Origin of the sequence: Curtobacterium sp. PhB142, from assembly GCF_004341255.1 — a bacterium.
Classification (GTDB): Bacteria; Actinomycetota; Actinomycetes; order Actinomycetales; family Microbacteriaceae; genus Curtobacterium.
In genome coordinates, this window is the sequence record NZ_SLUT01000017.1 from 1 (window position 1) to 19,212 (window position 19,212).

19 protein-coding genes are annotated in these 19,212 nt (G+C 70.2%); 13 read left to right on the plus strand and 6 right to left on the minus strand.

All coding sequences use genetic code 11. The features are described from left to right. Positions 1 to 139: 139 nt before the first annotated feature. Together EDF31_RS19335 and EDF31_RS19340 are read right to left on the minus strand one after the other, a co-directional pair. Complete coding sequence (locus EDF31_RS19335; RefSeq protein WP_185021031.1) at positions 140 to 610, minus strand: GNAT family N-acetyltransferase; 471 nt, start codon at positions 608 to 610, stop codon at positions 140 to 142. Positions 611 to 620: 10 nt separating this feature from the next. Then, positions 621 to 1,325, minus strand: a complete 705-nt coding sequence (locus tag EDF31_RS19340; protein WP_131847647.1) for a hypothetical protein — start codon at positions 1,323 to 1,325, stop codon at positions 621 to 623. A 171-nt stretch (positions 1,326 to 1,496) separates the two neighbouring features. Here EDF31_RS19340 and EDF31_RS19345 point away from each other — a divergent pair, with 171 nt between their 5' ends. Both EDF31_RS19345 and EDF31_RS19350 read left to right on the plus strand, forming a co-directional pair. After that, the gene (locus tag EDF31_RS19345) at positions 1,497 to 2,357 is read left to right on the plus strand and encodes an HAD-IIB family hydrolase (protein ID WP_131847649.1); all 861 of its coding nucleotides are present in this window, start codon (positions 1,497 to 1,499) and stop codon (positions 2,355 to 2,357) included. Then, positions 2,354 to 3,568, plus strand: coding sequence for a glycosyl transferase (locus EDF31_RS19350; protein ID WP_123338439.1), 1,215 nt, complete (start codon positions 2,354 to 2,356; stop codon positions 3,566 to 3,568). The genes EDF31_RS19345 and EDF31_RS19350 overlap by 4 nt, the downstream gene beginning before the upstream one ends. Before the next feature lie 88 nt (positions 3,569 to 3,656). Here the strand turns inward: EDF31_RS19350 and EDF31_RS19355 are convergent, their stop codons facing one another. Next, positions 3,657 to 4,694 carry an LLM class flavin-dependent oxidoreductase gene (locus tag EDF31_RS19355; protein WP_131847651.1) on the minus strand — a complete coding sequence of 346 codons (1,038 nt, stop codon included), beginning with the start codon at positions 4,692 to 4,694 and terminating at the stop codon, positions 3,657 to 3,659. A gap of 57 nt (positions 4,695 to 4,751) precedes the next feature. Here EDF31_RS19355 and EDF31_RS19360 point away from each other — a divergent pair, with 57 nt between their 5' ends. Together EDF31_RS19360 and EDF31_RS19365 are read left to right on the plus strand one after the other, a co-directional pair. Further along, the gene (locus tag EDF31_RS19360; protein ID WP_165901513.1) at positions 4,752 to 5,615 is read left to right on the plus strand and encodes an SMP-30/gluconolactonase/LRE family protein; all 864 of its coding nucleotides are present in this window, start codon (positions 4,752 to 4,754) and stop codon (positions 5,613 to 5,615) included. Positions 5,616 to 5,779: 164 nt separating this feature from the next. Then, a complete protein-coding gene (locus EDF31_RS19365) occupies positions 5,780 to 6,781 on the plus strand; it encodes an SPFH domain-containing protein (RefSeq protein WP_165901514.1) in 1,002 nt (333 codons plus the stop codon). Positions 6,782 to 6,803: 22 nt separating this feature from the next. Here the strand turns inward: EDF31_RS19365 and EDF31_RS19370 are convergent, their stop codons facing one another. Further along, entirely contained in the window at positions 6,804 to 7,049 is a 246-nt protein-coding gene (locus EDF31_RS19370; protein WP_131847656.1) for a hypothetical protein, read from the minus strand. Between the two features lie 107 nt (positions 7,050 to 7,156). Between EDF31_RS19370 and EDF31_RS19375 the strand changes: the two genes are divergently transcribed. Genes EDF31_RS19375 through EDF31_RS19385 form a run of 3 tightly spaced genes read left to right on the plus strand, consistent with a single transcriptional unit; the run spans position 7,157 to position 8,620 of the window. Next, positions 7,157 to 7,705, plus strand: coding sequence for a hypothetical protein (locus tag EDF31_RS19375; RefSeq protein WP_131847658.1), 549 nt, complete (start codon positions 7,157 to 7,159; stop codon positions 7,703 to 7,705). 2 nt (positions 7,706 to 7,707) lie between these two features. Next, positions 7,708 to 8,151 (plus strand): VOC family protein, encoded by a 444-nt coding sequence (locus tag EDF31_RS19380; RefSeq protein ID WP_131847682.1) that lies wholly within the window; start codon positions 7,708 to 7,710, stop codon positions 8,149 to 8,151. 16 nt (positions 8,152 to 8,167) lie between these two features. Then, positions 8,168 to 8,620 carry a GNAT family N-acetyltransferase gene (locus tag EDF31_RS19385; protein ID WP_131847660.1) on the plus strand — a complete coding sequence of 151 codons (453 nt, stop codon included), beginning with the start codon at positions 8,168 to 8,170 and terminating at the stop codon, positions 8,618 to 8,620. 151 nt (positions 8,621 to 8,771) lie between these two features. Here EDF31_RS19385 and EDF31_RS19390 read toward each other — a convergent pair whose 3' ends face one another. Further along, positions 8,772 to 10,589, minus strand: coding sequence for a BCCT family transporter (locus EDF31_RS19390; RefSeq protein WP_243650173.1), 1,818 nt, complete (start codon positions 10,587 to 10,589; stop codon positions 8,772 to 8,774). A gap of 388 nt (positions 10,590 to 10,977) precedes the next feature. Between EDF31_RS19390 and EDF31_RS19395 the strand changes: the two genes are divergently transcribed. From EDF31_RS19395 to EDF31_RS19410, 4 genes are read left to right on the plus strand one after another with little or no spacing between them, the layout of a single operon-like run. After that, on the plus strand, positions 10,978 to 12,249 hold the full coding sequence (locus EDF31_RS19395) for an extracellular solute-binding protein (RefSeq protein ID WP_131847686.1): 1,272 nt from the start codon (positions 10,978 to 10,980) through the stop codon (positions 12,247 to 12,249). 26 nt (positions 12,250 to 12,275) lie between these two features. Continuing rightward, positions 12,276 to 13,247 carry a sugar ABC transporter permease gene (locus EDF31_RS19400; protein ID WP_131847662.1) on the plus strand — a complete coding sequence of 324 codons (972 nt, stop codon included), beginning with the start codon at positions 12,276 to 12,278 and terminating at the stop codon, positions 13,245 to 13,247. After that, positions 13,244 to 14,155 carry a carbohydrate ABC transporter permease gene (locus tag EDF31_RS19405; protein WP_131847664.1) on the plus strand — a complete coding sequence of 304 codons (912 nt, stop codon included), beginning with the start codon at positions 13,244 to 13,246 and terminating at the stop codon, positions 14,153 to 14,155. The genes EDF31_RS19400 and EDF31_RS19405 overlap by 4 nt, the downstream gene beginning before the upstream one ends. Positions 14,156 to 14,171: 16 nt before the next feature. After that, positions 14,172 to 16,535 carry a glycoside hydrolase family 31 protein gene (locus tag EDF31_RS19410; protein WP_131847666.1) on the plus strand — a complete coding sequence of 788 codons (2,364 nt, stop codon included), beginning with the start codon at positions 14,172 to 14,174 and terminating at the stop codon, positions 16,533 to 16,535. Between the two features lie 61 nt (positions 16,536 to 16,596). Here EDF31_RS19410 and EDF31_RS19415 read toward each other — a convergent pair whose 3' ends face one another. Next, positions 16,597 to 17,658 carry a LacI family DNA-binding transcriptional regulator gene (locus EDF31_RS19415; RefSeq protein ID WP_131847668.1) on the minus strand — a complete coding sequence of 354 codons (1,062 nt, stop codon included), beginning with the start codon at positions 17,656 to 17,658 and terminating at the stop codon, positions 16,597 to 16,599. A gap of 133 nt (positions 17,659 to 17,791) precedes the next feature. Between EDF31_RS19415 and EDF31_RS19420 the strand changes: the two genes are divergently transcribed. Both EDF31_RS19420 and EDF31_RS19425 read left to right on the plus strand, forming a co-directional pair. Then, on the plus strand, positions 17,792 to 18,901 hold the full coding sequence (locus EDF31_RS19420; protein WP_123673544.1) for an acyl-CoA desaturase: 1,110 nt from the start codon (positions 17,792 to 17,794) through the stop codon (positions 18,899 to 18,901). Between the two features lie 16 nt (positions 18,902 to 18,917). Further along, entirely contained in the window at positions 18,918 to 19,127 is a 210-nt protein-coding gene (locus EDF31_RS19425) for a cold-shock protein (protein ID WP_123294168.1), read from the plus strand. Positions 19,128 to 19,212 lie beyond the last annotated feature (85 nt).

Below are 19,212 nucleotides of genomic sequence, written 5' to 3' on the forward strand. Positions count from 1 at the left end.
AGGCACGACTCGAGGGCATGAGCCCGGTTCAATACCGAGCTCACGCCCTCGCGGCCTAATCTGACTTCACGGTCCAACAAACCGGGACCAGTTCATACCTGGCGCCGGGCCTCCCGTCCCTGCCGGTGTCACCAGGCGATCAGCGGACGAGCCGGACGGTCGTCCCGATCGGGCCGAAGCTCGACGTCGCGCCGTCGGCGACGAAGCCGTTCCGGCGGTAGAACGAGTGCGCTCGCGGGTTGTCGGCCGCGACCCAGAGCGAAGCCGGACGGCCCTCGAGGACGGCGTCCAGGAGTGCCTGGCCAGCACCGCTCCCATGAGCGCACGCAAGCACGTAGAGCATGGTGAGCTCTTCCGGCCGGACCGCATCGGGTTCGGTCACGACCTGTGCCGCGGCGAAGCCGATGATCCCGATCTCGCCCTCGGCGATCAGGGTCGCGAAGGTCTCGTGTTCCAGGTTCGATCGCCACATCGTGATCCGTCGCTCGACGTCGAACCACGGGTTGGTGGCCGGGTCGTCCACGAACCGGCCGTACGTCTCACGCCAGGACGTGGTGTGGACGTGGGCGATGGACTCCGCGTCGTCAACGGTCGCGTGCCGGATCATCATGACGCCGGCCTCACTCCGCACTCCGCAGGTCCTGCACATCCCCGTCGGAGCACTCCGAGACTCCGGTGATGCTGTACCGCTGCGGGTACGCGTTGAAGCCGATCGAGGTGACGGGCCCGTCCGCGCCCCGGATGCCGGTGAGCGGGTCCGAACCGCCGCTCTCGAACCGCTCCGTCGTGATCCCCTTCGACTTCCAGAGCTCCTCGACCGTCCCGATGTCGGCGGCGGGGTCAGTGCCGTCGGTGTCGCTCCGCTCCAGGACGTACACGAAACGGGCGCCATCCCCACCGCCCGACTGGGTGCAGAGCTCGGCAGCCGGTCCGCGGTACACGGTCCACTCGCCGCCGACTGCGTCGGTCGACTCCTTGACGGCGTCGACGATCGACTTCTTCGCTTCGGACGGGTCCACTGCGTTGCCTCCAGGGGCGTTGCTGCAACCGGACACGAGGAGCAACGCAGTCAGCATGACGCCGACACCGATGCTGGGGCGGGCGACGCCACGGAGTCCCGGCCGCCGGAGGAAGTCCGACGGGGCGGCTGCTCGGGTGCGTTCGTCGTGGCGGACCTGCCAGGCGTGTAGGTCGCCCTGCTGCATTCGTTCGATCGGAGCGGCGGCGCGCGGAGCGCCGCCTTGGACACGCAGAGTTGAAGCGGCGCTGGACGCTGCCTGCGCGAGCAGATCGGCTGCCGCGTCGTCGTACTGGACTTCCCCCACGGTGTTCCCCCTTGCGCCTGGTCCCCGGCGCCCCACCACGACTGTAGCGACCGGGCGCGCAGTGCGCACCACGGAACCGAGCCGCCCCTGTTCACCAACCGGACTCCCGCACATGGCAGGGTGGTCCGGGGCATCGTCGCCCGCAGCCCAGCCAGCCGCGAGCGGAGCACGATGCCACCACCCGACCTGATGGTCGTCACGGACCTCGACGGGACGTTCCTCGACCACCACGACTACTCGTTCGACGCTGCCCTGCCGATGCTCGAGCGGCTGCGCGCGGACGGCGTGCCGGTGGTGTTCTGCAGCAGCAAGACCCGGGCCGAGATCACCGCCCTGCAGCGGCGGACCGGTCTGGACGGGCAGGCGTTCGTCGCGGAGAACGGCGCGATCGTCGTGGGACCCGACGGCAACGGGATCGCCGACGCCGGCGCCGGAGCGGCGGGCGCCGATCTCGAGCGTCTCCGCGCAGCCCTCGACCGCACCCGTGCGGACCTGGACCTGCACTTCGCGACCTTCGGCGGTGTGACCGACGAGGTCGTCGCCGCCTGGACCGGACTCGACCTCGGAGCAGCCGGTGATGCTCGGCGGCGCGAAGCCTCCGAGGTCCTGCTCTGGCACGCCGAGGACGACGACCGCGCCGACGCGTTCCGCGATGCGCTCGCCGCGGCCGGCCTCGACCTCGTGCGCGGCGGCCGCTTCTGGCACGTCCTGCCCGCCGGGCGCGACAAGGGCACCGCGGTCCGCCTGCTCGTCGCCGACCACGAACGTCGCACCGGCACTGCTCCGCGCACCGTCGGGCTCGGCGACGGCCCGAACGACTCGGCGCTGCTCGACGCCGTCGACCTGGCGGTCGTCGTCCGCGGCCACGGCCCGGCACCCGGACCGCTCGCCGACGACCGACCCGAGCGCGTGTACCGCACGACGCACCCCGGCCCGCTCGGCTGGAGCGAAGGCCTCGGACACCACCTCGAACACCAGCTCGGACACCACCTCGAACAGCACCGCGAACAGCACGTCAGGAGCCACCGATGAGCGACTTCCACCAGAACGGCGTCATCACGACGTTCCACGACCTCGGCCGCCGCAGCACCGCGAGCATCGAGGACGACCTGCGGGGCTTCGCCGAGAAGCGGCCGATGAGCCTGATCCTGCCGGCGCTGTACTCGGAGCTCGAACGCCCGGCGCTCTCACGGATCGTCGACGAGCTCGCCGAGGCCGACTGGCTCAGCGAGATCGTCATCGGGCTGGACCGCGCCGACCGCTCGCAGTTCGAGCACGCCCGGGAGTTCTTCGCGCGGCTGCCGCAGCGGCACCGCATCCTGTGGAACGACGGGCCGCGTCTGCGGGAGCTCGACGCCGAGCTCGAGCGCGAGGGGCTGGCTCCCGGCGAGCCGGGCAAGGGCCGGAACGTCTGGTACTGCACGGGCTACGCGCTCGCGTCGGAGCGCGCGGAGTGCATCGCGCTGCACGACTGCGACATCACCACGTACGAGCGGGGCATGCTCGCGCGGCTGTTCTACCCGGTCGCGAATCCGGCGTTCGACTACGAGTTCTCGAAGGGCTTCTACGCCCGCGTCGCCGACGGCCGGATCAACGGTCGCGTGGGACGGCTGCTCGTCGGCCCGCTGCTCCGGTCGCTCCGCCAGGTCTACGGGGAGTCCGAGTACCTGGAGTACCTCAGCAGCTTCCGGTACCCGCTGTCCGGCGAGTTCGCGATGCGCGCGCACGTGCTGAACGGCCTGAAGATCCCGGGGGACTGGGGCCTCGAGATCGGCATGCTGTCCGAGGTCTACCGCGACTACGCGACCCGGCAGGTGTGCCAGGTGGAGATCGCCGACGCGTACGACCACAAGCACCAGCCCCTCGCCGAGGCCGACGGCACCGGCGGACTCGCCCGCATGGGGAACGACATCGTGCAGTCGCTGCTGCGGAAGCTCGCGACGATGGGCGTCCCGCTCACCTCGGACTCGTTCCGGGTGCTCAAGGCGACGTACTACCGGAACGCCCTCGACATCGTCGAGGTCTACCGGCACGAAGCGGAGATGAGCGGCCTCGGCTTCGACCAGCACGCCGAAGAAGCGGCCGTGGAGCTCTTCACCAAGGCGATCCTCGACGCCGGCGGCGCCTTCAGCGCGCGCCCGGACGACAAGCCGTTCATCCCGAGCTGGAGCCGGGTGCGTTCGGCGGTGCCGGACGTGCTCGAGCGGTTGCAGGATGCGGTGGAGGCGGACCAGCAGGACTGATCACGCGCCCTGGGCGCGACCGAAGGGCGGACGGGAGGCACAGCGAGAGCTGGCCACGTGCCTCCCGTCCGGCGGTCTGGCGCCGTTCTCAGGCCGCCGGCCGCGGCACCCAGCCGAGTTGCGGACCCAGGTGCTCGGCGATGTCCGTGGTGATCTGCGCGTAGTCGTCCGGTTCGAACGAGAACGGCAGCGCGAAGGCGACCTCGGTGACCGCCTGGTAGCCGGCGTCGGCGCGCAGCCGGTCCGCGATCTCAGCCGAGGTCCCCATGAGGTCGGCGGCGAAGAGCATCCCTGCGGGCCCCATCGGCACGCCGACGCGGCCCGAGCGGCTCTCGACGTAGGCGCGGTAGCGGGCCTCCTGCTCGCGGGTCGCCGTGTCGGTCGGGATCACGACCAGGCCCTGCGAGACCCGAGCGGTGCTGGGATCGGGGTGGGAGTCGAGGTAGGCGTCGATCTGCGCGCGCTGGTTGGCGGCGAAGTCCGTGCCGACCTCGCTGCGGGTGACGCTCGACGTGAGCAGGTGGAAACCGTTCTCGCCGGCCCAGACCGCCGACTTCGTGCTGCCGGTGCCGTACCAGATGCGGTCGGCGAGGCCGGTGCTGTGGGGTTGGACGGTGCTCGCGAACTCCTCGATCCCTCGGCGTTCGACGGCGCCGGTGCCGGTTCCGGCCACGGCGTCTCCGCGCACGAGGGCACGGAAGTGCAGGAGTCGGTCGTTGCCGAGGTCCTCGTGCTCGGCGGTGTCGGGGTAGATCGCGTCGCGGTACAGGTCGAAGTTCATCGGGGTGCCGACCGAGAAGCCGGGGTTCAGCCGTCCGCCCAAGAGCACGTCGACGGTGCCGAGGTCCTCGGCGAGCCGGAAGGGGTTCTCGGCGCCGATCGGCGTGACGGCGGTGCCGAGTTCGATCCGCGAGGTCCGTTGCGACGCGGCGGCCATCACGGCGACGGGGGAGGAGATGCCGTGCTGCAGGTGCCGATGGCGCAGCCACGCGCTGTCGAAGCCGAGCGCTTCCGCACGCTCGATGACCCGGAGCGTGTCCTCGTGGCCCTCGGACGGTCGGGCAGGGTCGAACGACCCGATCGTCAGGAAGCCGAGCCGTTCCAGGGGAGTTCCGTCGAGGGGCATGGGTCGATCGTGCCAGACCACCGGGTGGCGCGGGGGTGCGGCTGGCAGGGTGGACCGGTGCACATCACTCTGGACTCCGCGACCGACGTCGTCACCGACATCCGCTTCCCCGAGGGCAACCGCTGGCACGACGGGCGGCTCTGGTACTCGGACATGCACACCGGCGAGGTCTTCTCGATGGACCCGACCTCGACCGCGGCTCCGCGTCTGGAGACCACGGTCGAGGGCCAGTCGTCGGGGCTCGGGTGGCTCGCCGACGGGCGACTGGTCGTCAGCTCGATGGAGTCCCGTACGGTCGTCGCCGTCGATGACCGTGGCCAGACGTCGGTGTTCGCCGACCTGTCCGGCGAGGAGTCGTCGCTCCTGAACGACCTGGTCGTCGACGAGGCGACCGGCCGGACCTACATCGGGGCCTTCGGCTACGACCTGTACGGCGGCGAGGAGCTCCGCCCCGGCCCGCTGTACGTGATCGAGCAGGACGGCTCGTTCCGCCTCGCCGCCGAGGGGCTGGTGTTCCCGAACAGCGCGAACGTCCTGCCCGGCACCCGCACCCTCGTGGTGAGCGAGACGTGGGGCGGCCGGCTCACCGCGTTCGACATCGAGCCCGACGGGTCGCTGACCGGCCGACGCGAGTGGGCAGCGCTGCCCGGTGGCGTCACGCCGGACGGCAGCACGGTCGACCGCGACGGCGCCGCCTGGGTCTGCTCCGTCGACACGGGGGAGTTCCTCCGGGTCCTCGAGGGCGGCGAGGTCACGGACCGGATCGATGCGCCGGGGCTGTGCGCGATCGACTGCGCGCTCGGCGGCGAGGGCGGCCGCACGCTCTACCTGGCGACGGCGGACAGCTACGACCCGGCGACCACGGCGCAGACGCGTGCGGGGCGAATCAGCGCGGTGCGGGTGGCCGTGCCGGGTTGGTGACCGGAGGCCTGGCTGCCCGCTGATCGCGGTGGGAGCCCGCTCGGTGCGAGGTTGACCGCATGGTGCGAGGCATCAGGGCCGCACCATGCGTGCAACCTCGCACCAGGCTATTCGGGCCTCCGAATACGGCAGACTGCACGGACAACCATCCAGGAGTGTTCGTCATGTTCGTTGCCGCCATCGTCTTCCTCGTCATCGCGCTCGTCGCGCTCCCGTTCCGGAAACGGACCTACACCACCGCGGAGCGACCGGCCACCCCCGGTCGCGAGGCCCGGCCAGCCGTTCCCACCCGCCGCCCGAACCGCATCGCCACGTGGACAGCAGCCGGAGCCGGCCTGGTCTTCGTCGGCTTGGCACTCGGGAGCACCCTGTACGCGCAGGACACGGGCGAGTCGAAAGTGCAGGTGGACATCTCCGGCAACATCGTCGGGCAGACCACGGACTCCGGGTTCCACTTCAAAGCGCCGTGGGCCACGCTCCACACGTTCAACATCCGGAACCAGACCGTCACCTACATCAACGCGGTGAACGGCTCCGACTCCGACAACAACGGGAACGTGCGATCCGGCCCCTACGTCACCGTCCAGGACCAGGACGGCGTCTCGTCGAACGTCAGCCTGAACCTGCAGTACAGCATCGACGCCAAGTCGGTCACCGACATCTACCGGTCCTACAAGACCGAGGAGAACTTCAAGACGCAGTTCATCGGCAACTCGGTGCGCAGCGTCGTCCGGCAGGTCCCGAACGACTTCACCACCATCGAGCTGATCACCAAGCGCGGCACGGTGGAGAAGTCGACGATCCAGGCCCTCGAGACCCGGTGGAAGGGGTCCGGCGTGCACGTCGACAACTTCGCACTGCAGGAGATCACCCCGCCGAAGTCCGTCACCGAGGCCTACGCCACGGCCCAGCAGGCACAGATCCAGGTCACGAAGGAGCGCGCGCTGCTCGACGCGAAGAAGGTGCAGGCGCAGCAGCAGGTCGCCGAGGCGCAGGGGCAGGCGGACGCGAACGAGGTCCTCAACGAGCACCCGCTCTCGGCGGCGGCGCTCAAGCAGCGTGAGATCGAGGCCCTCAAGAGCGCCGGCGACAACGGCTCGCTCATCGTCGTGCCGCAGGGCACCGACAACATCCTCAGCCTGCCCGGTACCGGGGCGTCGAAGTGAGCGGACGGCTCACGACCCTCCGTTACCGGACGGGCTGTCGCGAGCGAGCGGCGCGGGTGGTCCGCCACGTCGTCACGAGGGCCGCGACGCCCATCGCGATGCCGACGACGCCGGAGCCGAGGCACAGTGGCATCACGAGCCCGAGGCCGATGTTGGCACCCCCACCCTCCGGTCCGTAGTAGACGTCGGCCATCAGCGCGCCGACCCCGAGGAACCCGACGGCCAGCAGCAGCGTGCTGATCAGGTGGAACGTGCGCGCGGTGGTCATGATCGAGCCCTTCGTCGAGGTGGTCGACGAATCCTCGCACGACGCCGCATCGACGTATTCCTGTCCCGGTATCTGACGGTGGTAGTGGGCGTGCGTAGAGTGCAATGGTGAGCATCAGACAACTCGACGCCATCGGGTGGGCGCAGCTCCTCGGCACCCCTGCTGTGTTCGTGGGGCTGTGGCTCATGCTGGTCGGCCTCCACTTCCCGGAGATGTCCCAGACGGTCGTCCTCGTCGTCGTGGCCGTCCTCGCCGCAGGTGGCTTCGCGCTCATCCTGGGCAGCTGGTCGCGCTTCGGCGGCTACGCCTCGTACCGAGCGATGAACCGGTGGCTGCGCGGTGGAGCCGACCCGACCGGTGTCCCGGTCGTGATCCGGAGGCGCTTCCTGCGCCGCCAGACGTCGCAGGGCGCGGTCACCGGGTGGGTCTGGGTCAGCCTGGGCATCCTGTGGGCCGCGCTCGCCGTGCCGGAGGTCTTGCAGGGAGACCCGGCGGGCTTCGGGCGCGGGGTCGTCGCAGCGTTGTGGGCCGTCATCGGCACCGTCCGCGTGGTCTTCATGCGCAAGTGGGGAGCTCGCGTCGACGAGCTGGTACGCGAGACCGAAGCGCAGATGGCCGATCCCGGCGCGACACCGCACCTCGACCTGTTCCGGTGAGCATGCCCCCCGAGCCCGCACTCGTCCCCGAGCCCGCACTCGTCCCCGAACTCCTCGTCGCCGACCTGGACCGGAGCCTCGCGTTCTGGTGCGACCTGTGCGGCTTCGAGATCCGCTACGCGCGGCCCGAGGAGCGCTTCGCGTACATCGCCCTCGGCACCGCACACCTGATGCTCGAACAGGCCGGCGTCGGTCGGAACTGGATCACCGGCCCGCTCGATCGCCCGCTCGGCCGGGGCGTGAACTTCCAGATCACCGTGCCCGACAGCCGCGCGCTCGCCGCCACCCTGCTCCGTGCCGGGACCGAACTCTTCATGCAGCCCGAGACGAAGTGGTACGACGTCGGGAACGAGCAGGCCGGCGTGGACCAGTTCCTCGTGCAGGACCCGGACGGGTACCTGGTGCGCTTCCAATCCTCGGCGGGACGACGCCCAGTCGCCGACTGAGCTCGTACAATCGGCCGTGCCTTCCATCCAGATCGAGAGCCCTCGCAGCGACGACGTCCTCAGCCTGCTCCGCCAGGGGGACGCCTTCGCCCTGGCCCTGTACCCGGCCGAGAACTACTACGGCCTCGACGTCGACGCCCTGGAAGCCGACGCGGTCTCGCTGTTCGTCGCTCGCGAGGGTGGCGTGGCCGTCGGCACCGCGGCACTGGTTGATCGGCGCGACGGAACCGGCGAGGTCAAGCGCATGTTCGTCACCGACGAGGCCCGAGGGCTCGTGGTCGGTCGAGCCCTGCTCCAGGCACTCGAGGCGCACGCGCACGACTTGGGCATCGAGACGCTGCAACTGGAGACGGGCTTGCCACAGGTCGCGGCGATCGCCCTGTACGAGAAGCTCGGGTACCGCCAGGTCCCGCGGTTCCCGCCGTACACCGACGACCCGACGAGCTACTGCATGGAGAAGCACCTCTGAGCCCTTCGTGTCCGGGCGAGCGCGACGCCCTGGTCGCGACCGCTGCCGGACGGGAGGCCCGTGGCGACCCCGCCACGCCTCCCTCGCAAGCTCGGTCGGCGCGGCCCACGTGCCGCTGGCGCGTCACCGCTGAGCGGTCCGCGCCACTCCGTCATCCGTCCGTCGGGCGCGGAGCGCTCTCCGCAGCCGGCCCGTCGTCCAGGCTCGCGTCGACCGCCGGGTCGGGTGACACCGCCTGCGTCCGGATCGGGAAGTCGTCGAGGGCGGTGGCGGTTGGATGCGCCGCTGACCCGCCGCGCACCCGCTTCTTGACGGCTGCCCACGGCCGACCGAACGCCGATCGCGGCGCGCGCTCTGACGGCCCCTCGACCTCGAGCCCGTAGTACGCGCCGACGTGTTCGAGCAGGACCTCGCGTTCGGCCTTGTCGTACGCCCGCCGCTCGCGGGTGAATGCGATGATCGTCGACCAGCAGGTGAGTAGCAGCACGACGCTGAAGGGCAACGCCGTGGTGATCGCCGCCGTCTTGAGAGCGTTCAGCCCGCCGCTCAGCAGCAGGGCAACGGCGAGCAGTGCCGAGACGGTGGCGAAGAAGACGCGGAGCCAGTTCTTCGGCTCGATGTCGCCGCCGGACGCGATCATCGCCATCACGAGCGACCCGGAGTCCGACGAGGTCACGAAGAACACGCCGATGAGCAGGATCGCGCCGAAGGTCAGCACCGCTCCGGCGGGCAGGTCGCCGAGCAGGGCGAACAGCGAGCCTTCGAGGTCGACCGAGCCGTCCGAGCCGACCAGGCCACCGGAGCCGTCGGTCTCGCGGTGGATGGCGGCGCCGCCGAGCACGGCGAACCAGAGGAACGTGAGCGCGGTCGGGACGAGGAGGACGCCGAACACGAACTGCCGGACCGTTCGGCCCTTCGAGATGCGCGCGATGAAGACGCCGACGAACGGCGCCCACGACATCCACCAGCCCCAGTAGAAGGTGGTCCACGCGCCCTGCCAGGCGACGCCCTCGGCGCCCTGCTGTGCGGTGACGTTGAACGACAGGCCGACGATGTTCTGCAGGTAGGCGCCGATGGACTGCACGAAGTCGCGGAGCAGGAACTGGGTCGGCCCGACGATGAGCACGAACAGCAGCAGTGCGGCGGCGAGCAGCAGGTTGAAGTTCGACAGGATCTTCATGCCCTTGGTGACACCGGTCACGAGCGACACGATGGTGACCGCGGTGATCACGGCGATGATGGCGATCTGGCTGACGATGCTGCTGTCGGCGATGCCAGCGCTCTCGAGCCCGGCGCCGATCTGGATGACCCCGAGGCCGAGCGAGGTCGCGACACCGAACAGCGTGCCGACGAGCGCGATCACGTCGATGAGGTTGCCCCACCCGCCGCGCACACGGTTGCCGAGCAGTGGCTCGAGCGCCCACCGGATCGACACCGGACGGCCGCGCCGGTGGATGGCGTAGGCCAGGGCCAGACCGAGCACGACGTAGATCGCCCACGCGTGGAGTCCCCAGTGCAGGAACGTCTGGGTGAGGGCCTGCTGCGCGAGCTCGTTCTCGGAGCCGGTGACGCCGGGGCGCGGTGAGGCGAAGTGGCTGAGCGGTTCCGAGACGCCGTAGAACACGAGGCCGATGCCCATGCCGGCGGCGAAGAGCAGCGCGAACCACGACCCGGTCGAGAACTCGGGCTCGTCCTGGTCCTTGCCGAGCTTGATGTCGCCGAACTTGCTGAAGCCGACGAACAGCGAGAAGCCGACGAAGAACGCGGCGACGAGGACGTAGTACCAGCTGAAGTTCTTGACGATGCCGTCCTGCAGGCCGACGAACATCGCCTCGGCACTCGACGGGGAGATCAGGGTGAACGCCACGAAGCCGAGCACGAGGACGGCGGCGGGCCAGAACACCCACCGCCGCACCTTCGACGTCGTCTCGACGGGGCCGGGCGGGGGAGCGGAGGTGGTGCTTGCCATGCCCTCCATGGTGCCTGCTCGCGTTCCTGTGTGTTCGCCCAGGCGTGTCGTTCGGGTGAGCGGGCAAGGCTGCACCGTGCAGCCATGGCCGTTCCGTGCCGGGTTGCGTGCTCGGTGCGGCGCCGTAGGCGCGCACGGAGCGACCAACGGCGCACCGGGTGGCGACGTGCGCACGGTGCGCGCAGCGGTCGCGCCGGCGAGTGGCGGACGGGAGGCGCGGGGCGGGAGCGACCCGCGCCTCCCGTCCGCCTGTGGGCGCGCACACCCCGTCAGGTGCGATTACAACGTTGACTTCCCGTTTACAGCGCTGTAAACAAGACGTGCGCGACGACGCGCACGAGGGAGTTGCCCGATGGTGGGAAGCAGGACCGGAACGATCAGCGCGGCCGTGAGCCGGCGGGAGTTCCTCGCCGGAGCAGCCGGCGGGATCGCGCTCGGCACGATGGCGCTCGCGGGGTGCGCGGCACCGCGCGCAGCGGCCGGGGGTGCGACGACGCTGCGCTTCTACGAGCAGAAGCAGGAGGTCATCGCCTACTTCGATGCGCTCCTGCGGCGTTTCGAGAAGGGGCACGCCGGGCTGTCCGTGGTGCACGACAGCACGGCGGCGATCGCGCCGCAGTTCGTCCGCGGTGAGCCGGCCGACGTCGGCTGCTTCAACGACAACCTCGAACTCGCGCGCTACATCTCCCGCGGCGTGCTGAGCGACCTCGGAGACCTGCCGTCGGCGGCACGGGTCCGACCGGACATCGACACCCTGACGAACCAGTACGCGAAGTTCGAGGACCGCACGAGCGTGCTGCCGTACTCGCTCGCCGCCGCCGGGGTCATCTACAACAAGCGGATCTTCGCCGACCACGACCTGCCCGTGCCGACGACGTGGGACGAGTTAGTCGAGGTGTGCCGGACGCTCCAGAAGGCCGACATCACCCCGATCTACGCGACGGACCGCGACACCTGGACACTGTGGCAGGGGCTGTTCGACTACTCGGTGGGCAGCCTGGTCGACACCGGGTCGTTCTTCACGAAGATGAAGGCGCTCGGCACCGACGTCGGCCCGGACTCCGCGGTGTCGTTCGAGAAGGACTTCGCGGTGCCGATGGAGCGTGCGAAGACCATCTCGACGTTCTTCAACCCCGACCACGCCACCCGTGCCTACGCCGACGGCAACCTGGCGTTCGGCAAGGGCGAGGCCGCGATGTACCTGCAGGGGCCGTGGGCGCTCGGACAGATCGCGCTCGTGGACAAGGACCTCGAGGTCGGCACGTTCGCACTGCCGGTCTCGAACGACCCCGGCGACCGGCAGGCGCGGGTGAACATCGACCTCGGCCTGTGGATCCCGACCGCGTCGCAGCACCCGGACGAGGCGAAGGAACTCGTCGAGTTCCTCATGCAGCCCGAGGTCATCGACGCCTACAACCGCGACAACCTGGCCTACTCGCCGACGAAGGACGCGCCGCCGCAGCAGGACGAGCGGCTCGCCGGCCTGCAGCAGTACGTCGACGACGCCGCGTTCTACCAGGGTGCCGGCACCTTCATCCCCACCTCGATCCCGCTCGGCAACTACCTGCAGTCGGCGATCCGGAGCGGGGACTTCACCTCGATGCTGCAGCGGCTCGACTCGGACTGGCGGCGTCTCGCCGGCCGTTCGGCGACGGTCTGAGCCGGACCAGGACTCCAGGAGCCACCATGACCATGCAGACCCCGCTCTCCCGCGACACCGACCCGGCGACGTCCGGGCCGGCCACCGCGGCCGCCCGCACGCACCGCGCCGCCGGTTCGCGTCGACCGGGCTCCCTCCGCCGGACGGAGGGCATGTACTACCTGTTCCTCGTGCCCGCCCTCATCGCGTTCACCGCCTTCGTCGTCGCACCCGCCTGCGTCGGCATCTTCTACAGCTTCACCGACTACCTCGGTTTCGGGCAGTGGGACTTCCTCGGGCTCGAGAACTACCGGGCGCTCGTGTCCGACCCGGCGATCCTCGCCTCGTACGGCTTCACGCTCGGGTTCGCCGTCGTCACCGTCATCGTCACGCAGGTCATCGCGCTGGCACTGGCGATCGCACTGGCGAAGAAGATCCGGTTCGCCGCGGGCCTCCGATCGATCTTCGTGATCCCGATGGTGATCTCCGGGATCATCGTCGCCTACGTGTTCAACTTCCTGTTCTCGAACACCGTGCCGGCCCTGGCCACGAGCGTCGGGTTCGGACCGCTGGAGCAGAGCATCCTCGGCGACCCGAACCTCGCCTGGGTCGCGATCGTGATCGTGTCCGCCTGGCAGACCGTGCCCGGCGCCCTCCTCATCTACACCGCTGGGCTCACCTCGATCCCCGAGGAGCTCTACGAAGCGAGCTCGCTCGACGGCGCGACCGGTTGGAAGCAGCTGCGCGCGATCACGCTCCCGCTGCTCGGCGGCTTCATCGTCATCAACACCGTGCTCGGCGTGAAGGGCTACCTCGGCGCCTACGACGTCATCGTCGGCATGACGAACGGCGGCCCGGGCAGCGCGACGAGCAGCGTCGCGATGACCATCTTCGGCGGCTTCACCGGCGGCGACTACGCCTACCAGATGGCGAACGCGACCGTGTTCTTCATCATCACCGTCCTCATCTCCGTGCTGCAGCTCGCGGCGACCCGCGGAAGGAACCTGCGACTCGCATGACCGCCACCGACACCCGTCCACCCACCGACACCCGCGCGGTGACCACCGGCGACGCGCGACGACCGGGCCGCGGGCACCGCCGGCGCCTCGGCGGCACGAACTGGACCCTGACCGTCGTGCTCGGACTCGCGGCGCTGACCGTCCTCGTCCCGCTGTACGTCACCGTCGCCATGGCGTTCAAGACGAGCGAGCAGTCCGTCGACGGCAACGCCCTGTCGCTGCCGTTCCCGTTCAACCCCGGCTCGTTCGCGTCGGCCTGGGAGCTCACGCGCTTCCCCGTCTCGTTCTCGGTGTCGCTCGGTGTCGCAGCGCTCACCGTCGTCGCGACCCTGCTGCTCAGCTCGTTCGCCTCGTACGCGATCGTCCGGAACTGGCACAAGCGGTTCTTCCGGTGGTCGTTCGTCTACCTGCTGGCGGCGATGTTCCTGCCGTTCCCGGTCGTCGCACTGCCGCAGATCAAGCTCACCGCCCAGATGGGCCTCGACAACCCGATCGGCGTCGGCATCCTGCACGCCATGTTCCAACTGTCGTTCAGCGTGCTGCTCTACTCGGCGTACCTGCGGTCGATCCCGGTCGAGCTCGAGGAGAGTGCCCGCATCGACGGCGCCTCGACGTGGCAGATCTTCTGGCGGATCATCCTGCCGCTGCTCGGACCGATGAACGCCACCGTCGGGATCTTCGCGTTCCTGGCGTCGTGGAACGACTTCATGATGCCGTCGCTCATCACCGCCGACCCGACCCTGCAGACCCTGCCCGTGGTGCAGAACATCTTCCAGAGCCAGTTCGGCACGAACTACAACGTCGCCTTCGCCTCGTACCTGATGGCCATGGCGCCGACGATCATCGTCTACCTGTTCGCGCAACGCTGGGTCATCAGCGGCGTGACGCAGGGCGCGGTCAAGAGCTGAGGGGTACGACGTGACCATGACCACGACCGCACTCCCGACCATCCGGCCGTTCCCCGGATCCGACCCGGTCGCCGACCCGGCCGCCGTCGTCACGGGCGAGCACTGGCGGATCACGGTGCTGGACGCCGGCACGTTCCGCATCGAGTGGAGCGACGACGGCGGGTTCGAGGACCGCGCCTCGACGTTCGCGATCCGGCGGCGGTTGCCGGTGCCGGCGTTCACCGTGGAGCGCGTCGGCGAAGGTGGCCTCGTCGTCACCACCGAACGGGCCCGGCTCCGGTACGACGGCCGTCCGTTCAGCCCGAGCGGCCTGGTCGTCGAGACCATCGGCCCGGACGCGAACCGCTGGCGCTGGGGGCAGGAGCCCCGTGACCTCGGCGGCACCGGCCGCACCCTCGACGACGTCGACGGCCGGATGCCGCTCGAACCCGGCATCCTGGCCCGCGACGGGATCACCGCGCTGGACGACAGCGAGTCGTTCCTGTTCGAGGACGACGGCTGGATCGGCACGCGCGTGCCCGGTCGCCGCGACGTCACGGTGTTCGCCCACGGCCGCGACTTCACGGCAGCCCTCCGCGCCTTCCACCAGGTGTCCGGCGCCCCCACGCGCCTGCCCCGGTGGGCCCTCGGCAACTGGTGGAGCCGCTACCACCCGTACAGCGACACCTCGTACCTGGAGCTCGTGGACCGGTTCGCCGCGGAACGCCTGCCGTTCTCGGTCGCGGTCATCGACATGGACTGGCACCGCGTCGACTCCGTCCCGCCGCAGTTCGGTGACGGCTGGACCGGCTACTCGTGGGAGCCGTCGCTCTTCCCCGACCCGCAGGCCTTCCTGGCGGAGCTGCACCGGCGGGGGATGCGCACGACGCTCAACCTGCACCCCGCCGACGGCGTCCGGGCGTTCGAGGACGCCTACCCCGCGGTGGCCGAGGCGATGGGGATCGACCCGGCGACCGAGCAGCCGATCCCGTTCGACCCGACCGACCGGCGGTTCCTGCAGGCGTACTTCGACCAGCTGCACCGACCGCTCGAGGCGCAGGGCGTCGACTTCTGGTGGATCGACTGGCAGCAGGGCAGCGAGAGCGGGCTGCCCGGCGTCGACCCGCTCTGGCTGCTCAACCACTTCCACCTGCTCGACTCGGCGCGCTCGGGCGACCAGGGGATGACCTTCTCGCGCTACGCCGGCCCCGGCAGCCAGCGGTACGCCGTCGGGTTCTCCGGCGACGCCGTCGTGTCCTGGGCGTCGCTGGCGTTCCAGCCCGAGTTCACCGCCACCGCCGCGAACATCGGCTACCCCTGGTGGAGTCACGACATCGGCGGCCACACCCGCGGGGTCCGCGACGACGAGCTCGCCACGCGCTGGGTGCAGTTCGGGGTGTTCTCGCCGATCATGCGCCTGCACTCCGCCAACAACCCGTTCATCCGCAAGGAACCGTGGGTGTTCCCTGCCGAGCCGCGCACCGCGATGGGGGAGGCCCTGCGCTTCCGGCACCGCCTGGTGCCCTACCTGCACACCATGAACCACCGGACCGCCGAGGGCACCGCGCTCGTCCGCCCGCTGTACCACCTGGAACCACGGCGCGACGAGGCGTACCGGGTGCCGAACACGTACGCCTTCGGGTCCGAACTGCTAGTCGCCCCGATCGTCCAACCGCGTGACCCCGTCACCCTGCACGGGACCGCACGGGCTTGGTTGCCGCCGGGGACCTGGACCGACGTGTTCACCGGCACCGTGTACGCCGGCGACCGGTTCGTCGACCTGCACCGCACCCTCGACACCGTGCCCGTGCTGCTGCGCGAGGGCGGGTTGCTGCCCCTCGCCGCCGAGGACCAACTCGACGCCACCGCGAACCCGACCGCGTTCGAGGTCCTCGTCGCCCCCGGTGCCGCCGGCTCGTTCACCCTGGTCGAGGACCAGGAGGACCCCGCTGGCGGCACCGGCCGCAGTGCCGAGACCCGCCTGACGTGGGACGCGGCGCTCGCCGAGTTCCGCGTGCACGCCACCACGGGCGCGGTCGACGTCGTCCCGGCCCGTCGCGACTGGCGGATCACGTTCCTCGCCGTCCCCGCGGACGGGCAGGTCGTGTCCGCCCGTGGCGAGGACCGGTTCTCGGTCGACTTGACCGTGGAGTCGGCCACGGGCGGAGCGGTCACGTTGGCCGGGTCGCCGGTGGTCGGCGTCGACGCCCGCGAGGCCGTCCGGCACGCCCTCGAACGCGCGCAGGCCGGCAACGCCGAGAAGCTCGCCGCGTGGCAGATCGTGTCGAAGGACCTGCCGCGTGCCGACCGGATCGTCGAGCTCGGGACCGTCGACCTGCCCGAGGCGCTGCGTGCCGTCGTCGTCGAGCTGCTGGGGAGCGTGCACCCGGGCGAGCGCTGATGCTGCGTCGAGACTCGCGCTGGGCGACACTCCTCGGGCGGATCGCCACGAGGAGTGTCGCTCAGGCCGAGACTCGGCCCTGGCCCGGCACCGGCCCGCGGTCGACCGAGCCGTCGGGGAACGGCGCGCTCTCGCCCACCAGCAGCCGGTGCCCGACCGTGACCAGCCTGCCGGGTACTTCAGAGCCGTCCATCCGCTCGAGCAGCAGGTCGAGGGCGGTGTCCGCCAGCGCGACGGTGTCCGGCGCGACCGACGTCAGGCTCGGTACCAGGCTCGACCCGAGTCCCATCGCGTCCCACCCCACGACCGCGATGTCCCGCGGAGCGTCGAGCCCGCGCAACCGCATCGCGCGCAGGACCCCGAGGGCGGCGAGGTCGTCGCGACAGAGCAGTGCGTCGACCCGGAGCCCGGCGTCGAGCGCCCGACCGAACGCGGTCTCGGCACCTGCGGCGTCACCGACCTCGCGGGGGACCAGGAGCGCGTCGTCGACGGGCAGGCCGGCGGCTGCCAGCCCGGCGCGGTAGCCGTGGAGCCGCACGCCGGAGGTGCTGGACTCCGGGCCGGTCTCGTGCCCGAAGAAGCCGATGCGCCGGCGACCGATCGCTACCAGGTGGGCCACCGCCTGCGCCGCCGCGGCCGCGTTGTCGATGACCACCTGGTCGGAGAACTGGGGGCGGACGTCCTCGCCGAGGAAGACCACGGCGGTGTCCCCGCGGATCCGGTCGATCGCCTCGGGGGTCAGGACCTGGGGGTGGATGACGACGCCGTCGACCACCCCGGCCTCGCGACCGCGGACGGCGGAGCGCTCGCCGTCGGCCTCGCCGAGGGTCTCCTCGAGCAGCAGTTGGTAGCCGCGTTGCGCGCAGACGCGGGAGAACACGTGCGCGAGCTCGGCGAAGTACGGCCGCCGGAGGTCGGGGAACGCGAACGCGAGCATGTTCGACCGGCCGGTGGCGAGCGACCGTCCGGAGACGTTCGGGCGGTACCCGAGCTCGTCGATCGCGGCCTGCACCCGGTCGCGCATCGGCGGACTGACGTGCTGGTAGCCACGCACGACGTTGGACACGGTCTTCATCGAGACGCCGGCGTGCACGGCGACGTCCTGCAGCGTGACCTTGCCCATCCGATCACCGTAGTGGGGCAGGCGGATTGTCAGGTGGAATCGCACCTTCAGGCCCTAGGGTCGCAGCAAGCGCAATCGCGTGAACTACCACGAACCGGTCGAAGGGCCGGTCCGCACCGGAAGGTCGGTCCACTTGACCACCACTCCGCTCGCTCCGGGCTACACACGGACTCGTCCAGGAACAGGAAGCCCCAAGGGCACCTCGACCTACTCCGCTCTGCTCGCGCAGGTCAAGGAGAACGGACTCCTCCGCCGCCGCACCGGGTTCTACTGGTCGCTGTTCGGCACACTCATCGTCACCTTCGCCCTCGCATGGGTCGCGTTCGCGTTCCTGGGTGACTCCTGGTTCCAGCTGATCGTCGCCGGCGCGCTCGGCGTGATCTTCACGCAGTTCGCGTTCCTGTCGCACGAAGCCGCGCACCGCCAGGTCTTCGCCTCGCAGAAGTGGAACGACCACGCTGGCCGCTGGCTCGGCACGTTCCTGGTCGGCTTGAGCTACTCGTGGTGGATGAACAAGCACACCCGTCACCACGGCAACCCGAACACCGTCGGCAAGGACCCCGACATCGCACCCGACGGCATCCGGTTCCTGCCGGAGGACGCCGCCGCGGTCAAGGGTCCGCTCATGACGACGTTCATGCGGTTCCAAGGCTGGCTGTTCTTCCCCCTGCTGACGCTCGAGGGCCTGAACCTGCACCGCTACGCGGTGCAGAGCATCGTCACCGGCAACGGCACCAAGGCCGACGTGAAGCACCGCTGGCTCGAAGCCGCGCTGCTCGTCGCCCGCTTCGGCATCTACCTGACGGTCGTGTTCTGGTTCCTGCCGTTCGGCATGGCCTGCGCGTTCCTCGGTGTGCAGCTCGCCGTGTTCGGCGTGATGATGGGCGCCTCGTTCGCCCCGAACCACAAGGGCATGCCGACCATCGCGCACGACGCCAAGGTCGACTTCTTCTCGCGCCAGGTCCGCACGTCGCGCAACATCCGCGGCGGCTGGTGGGTCTCGTTCCTGATGGGCGGCCTGAACTACCAGGTCGAGCACCACCTGTTCCCGTCGATGCCCCGTCCGGCGCTGAAGCAGGCCCGCCTGCTCGTCCGCGACCACTGCGACACGCTCGAGGTGCCCTACACCGAGACCACCCTGCTGCGCTCCTACGGCATCGTCGTCCGGTACCTGAACCGGGTCGGGCTCGCTGCCCGCGACCCGTTCGCCTGCCCGATGGTCGCGCAACTGCGCATCCACTGACGCCGTGCTGTCGACCATGCCGACCGGCACCGTGAAGTGGTTCGACCACGCCAAGGGGTACGGCTTCATCCACCCCGACGACGGGTCCGAGGACCTGTTCGCCCACTTCTCCAGCATCGTCGCGACGACCGGCTACCGGTCGCTCGAGGAGAACGACCACGTGCAGTACGACGTGGGCCCCGGCAAGAAGGGCCCGCAGGCGGACAACATCTCGATCATCCGCTGACGCAGACGACGGACGGGAGGCACGGTGCCAGCTGGCACCGTGCCTCCCGTCGTTTCTTTCCCATGTCCACTGCGCTGGTATGCGG

What these genes read in the sequence shown, in the direction of transcription:
- EDF31_RS19335 (WP_185021031.1), bottom strand. Translation starts at nt 610, where the DNA reads ATGATGATCCGGCACGCGACCGTTGACGACGCGGAGTCCATCGCCCAC.
- EDF31_RS19345 (WP_131847649.1), top strand. Translation starts at nt 1,497, where the DNA reads ATGCCACCACCCGACCTGATGGTCGTCACGGACCTCGACGGGACGTTC.
- EDF31_RS19350 (WP_123338439.1), top strand. Translation starts at nt 2,354, where the DNA reads ATGAGCGACTTCCACCAGAACGGCGTCATCACGACGTTCCACGACCTC.
- EDF31_RS19355 (WP_131847651.1), bottom strand. Translation starts at nt 4,694, where the DNA reads ATGCCCCTCGACGGAACTCCCCTGGAACGGCTCGGCTTCCTGACGATC.
- EDF31_RS19365 (WP_165901514.1), top strand. Translation starts at nt 5,780, where the DNA reads ATGTTCGTTGCCGCCATCGTCTTCCTCGTCATCGCGCTCGTCGCGCTC.
- EDF31_RS19370 (WP_131847656.1), bottom strand. Translation starts at nt 7,049, where the DNA reads ATGACCACCGCGCGCACGTTCCACCTGATCAGCACGCTGCTGCTGGCC.
- EDF31_RS19380 (WP_131847682.1), top strand. Translation starts at nt 7,708, where the DNA reads ATGCCCCCCGAGCCCGCACTCGTCCCCGAGCCCGCACTCGTCCCCGAA.
- EDF31_RS19390 (WP_243650173.1), bottom strand. Translation starts at nt 10,589, where the DNA reads ATGGCAAGCACCACCTCCGCTCCCCCGCCCGGCCCCGTCGAGACGACG.
- EDF31_RS19400 (WP_131847662.1), top strand. Translation starts at nt 12,276, where the DNA reads ATGACCATGCAGACCCCGCTCTCCCGCGACACCGACCCGGCGACGTCC.
- EDF31_RS19405 (WP_131847664.1), top strand. Translation starts at nt 13,244, where the DNA reads ATGACCGCCACCGACACCCGTCCACCCACCGACACCCGCGCGGTGACC.
- EDF31_RS19410 (WP_131847666.1), top strand. Translation starts at nt 14,172, where the DNA reads ATGACCACGACCGCACTCCCGACCATCCGGCCGTTCCCCGGATCCGAC.
- EDF31_RS19415 (WP_131847668.1), bottom strand. Translation starts at nt 17,658, where the DNA reads ATGGGCAAGGTCACGCTGCAGGACGTCGCCGTGCACGCCGGCGTCTCG.
- EDF31_RS19425 (WP_123294168.1), top strand. Translation starts at nt 18,918, where the DNA reads ATGCCGACCGGCACCGTGAAGTGGTTCGACCACGCCAAGGGGTACGGC.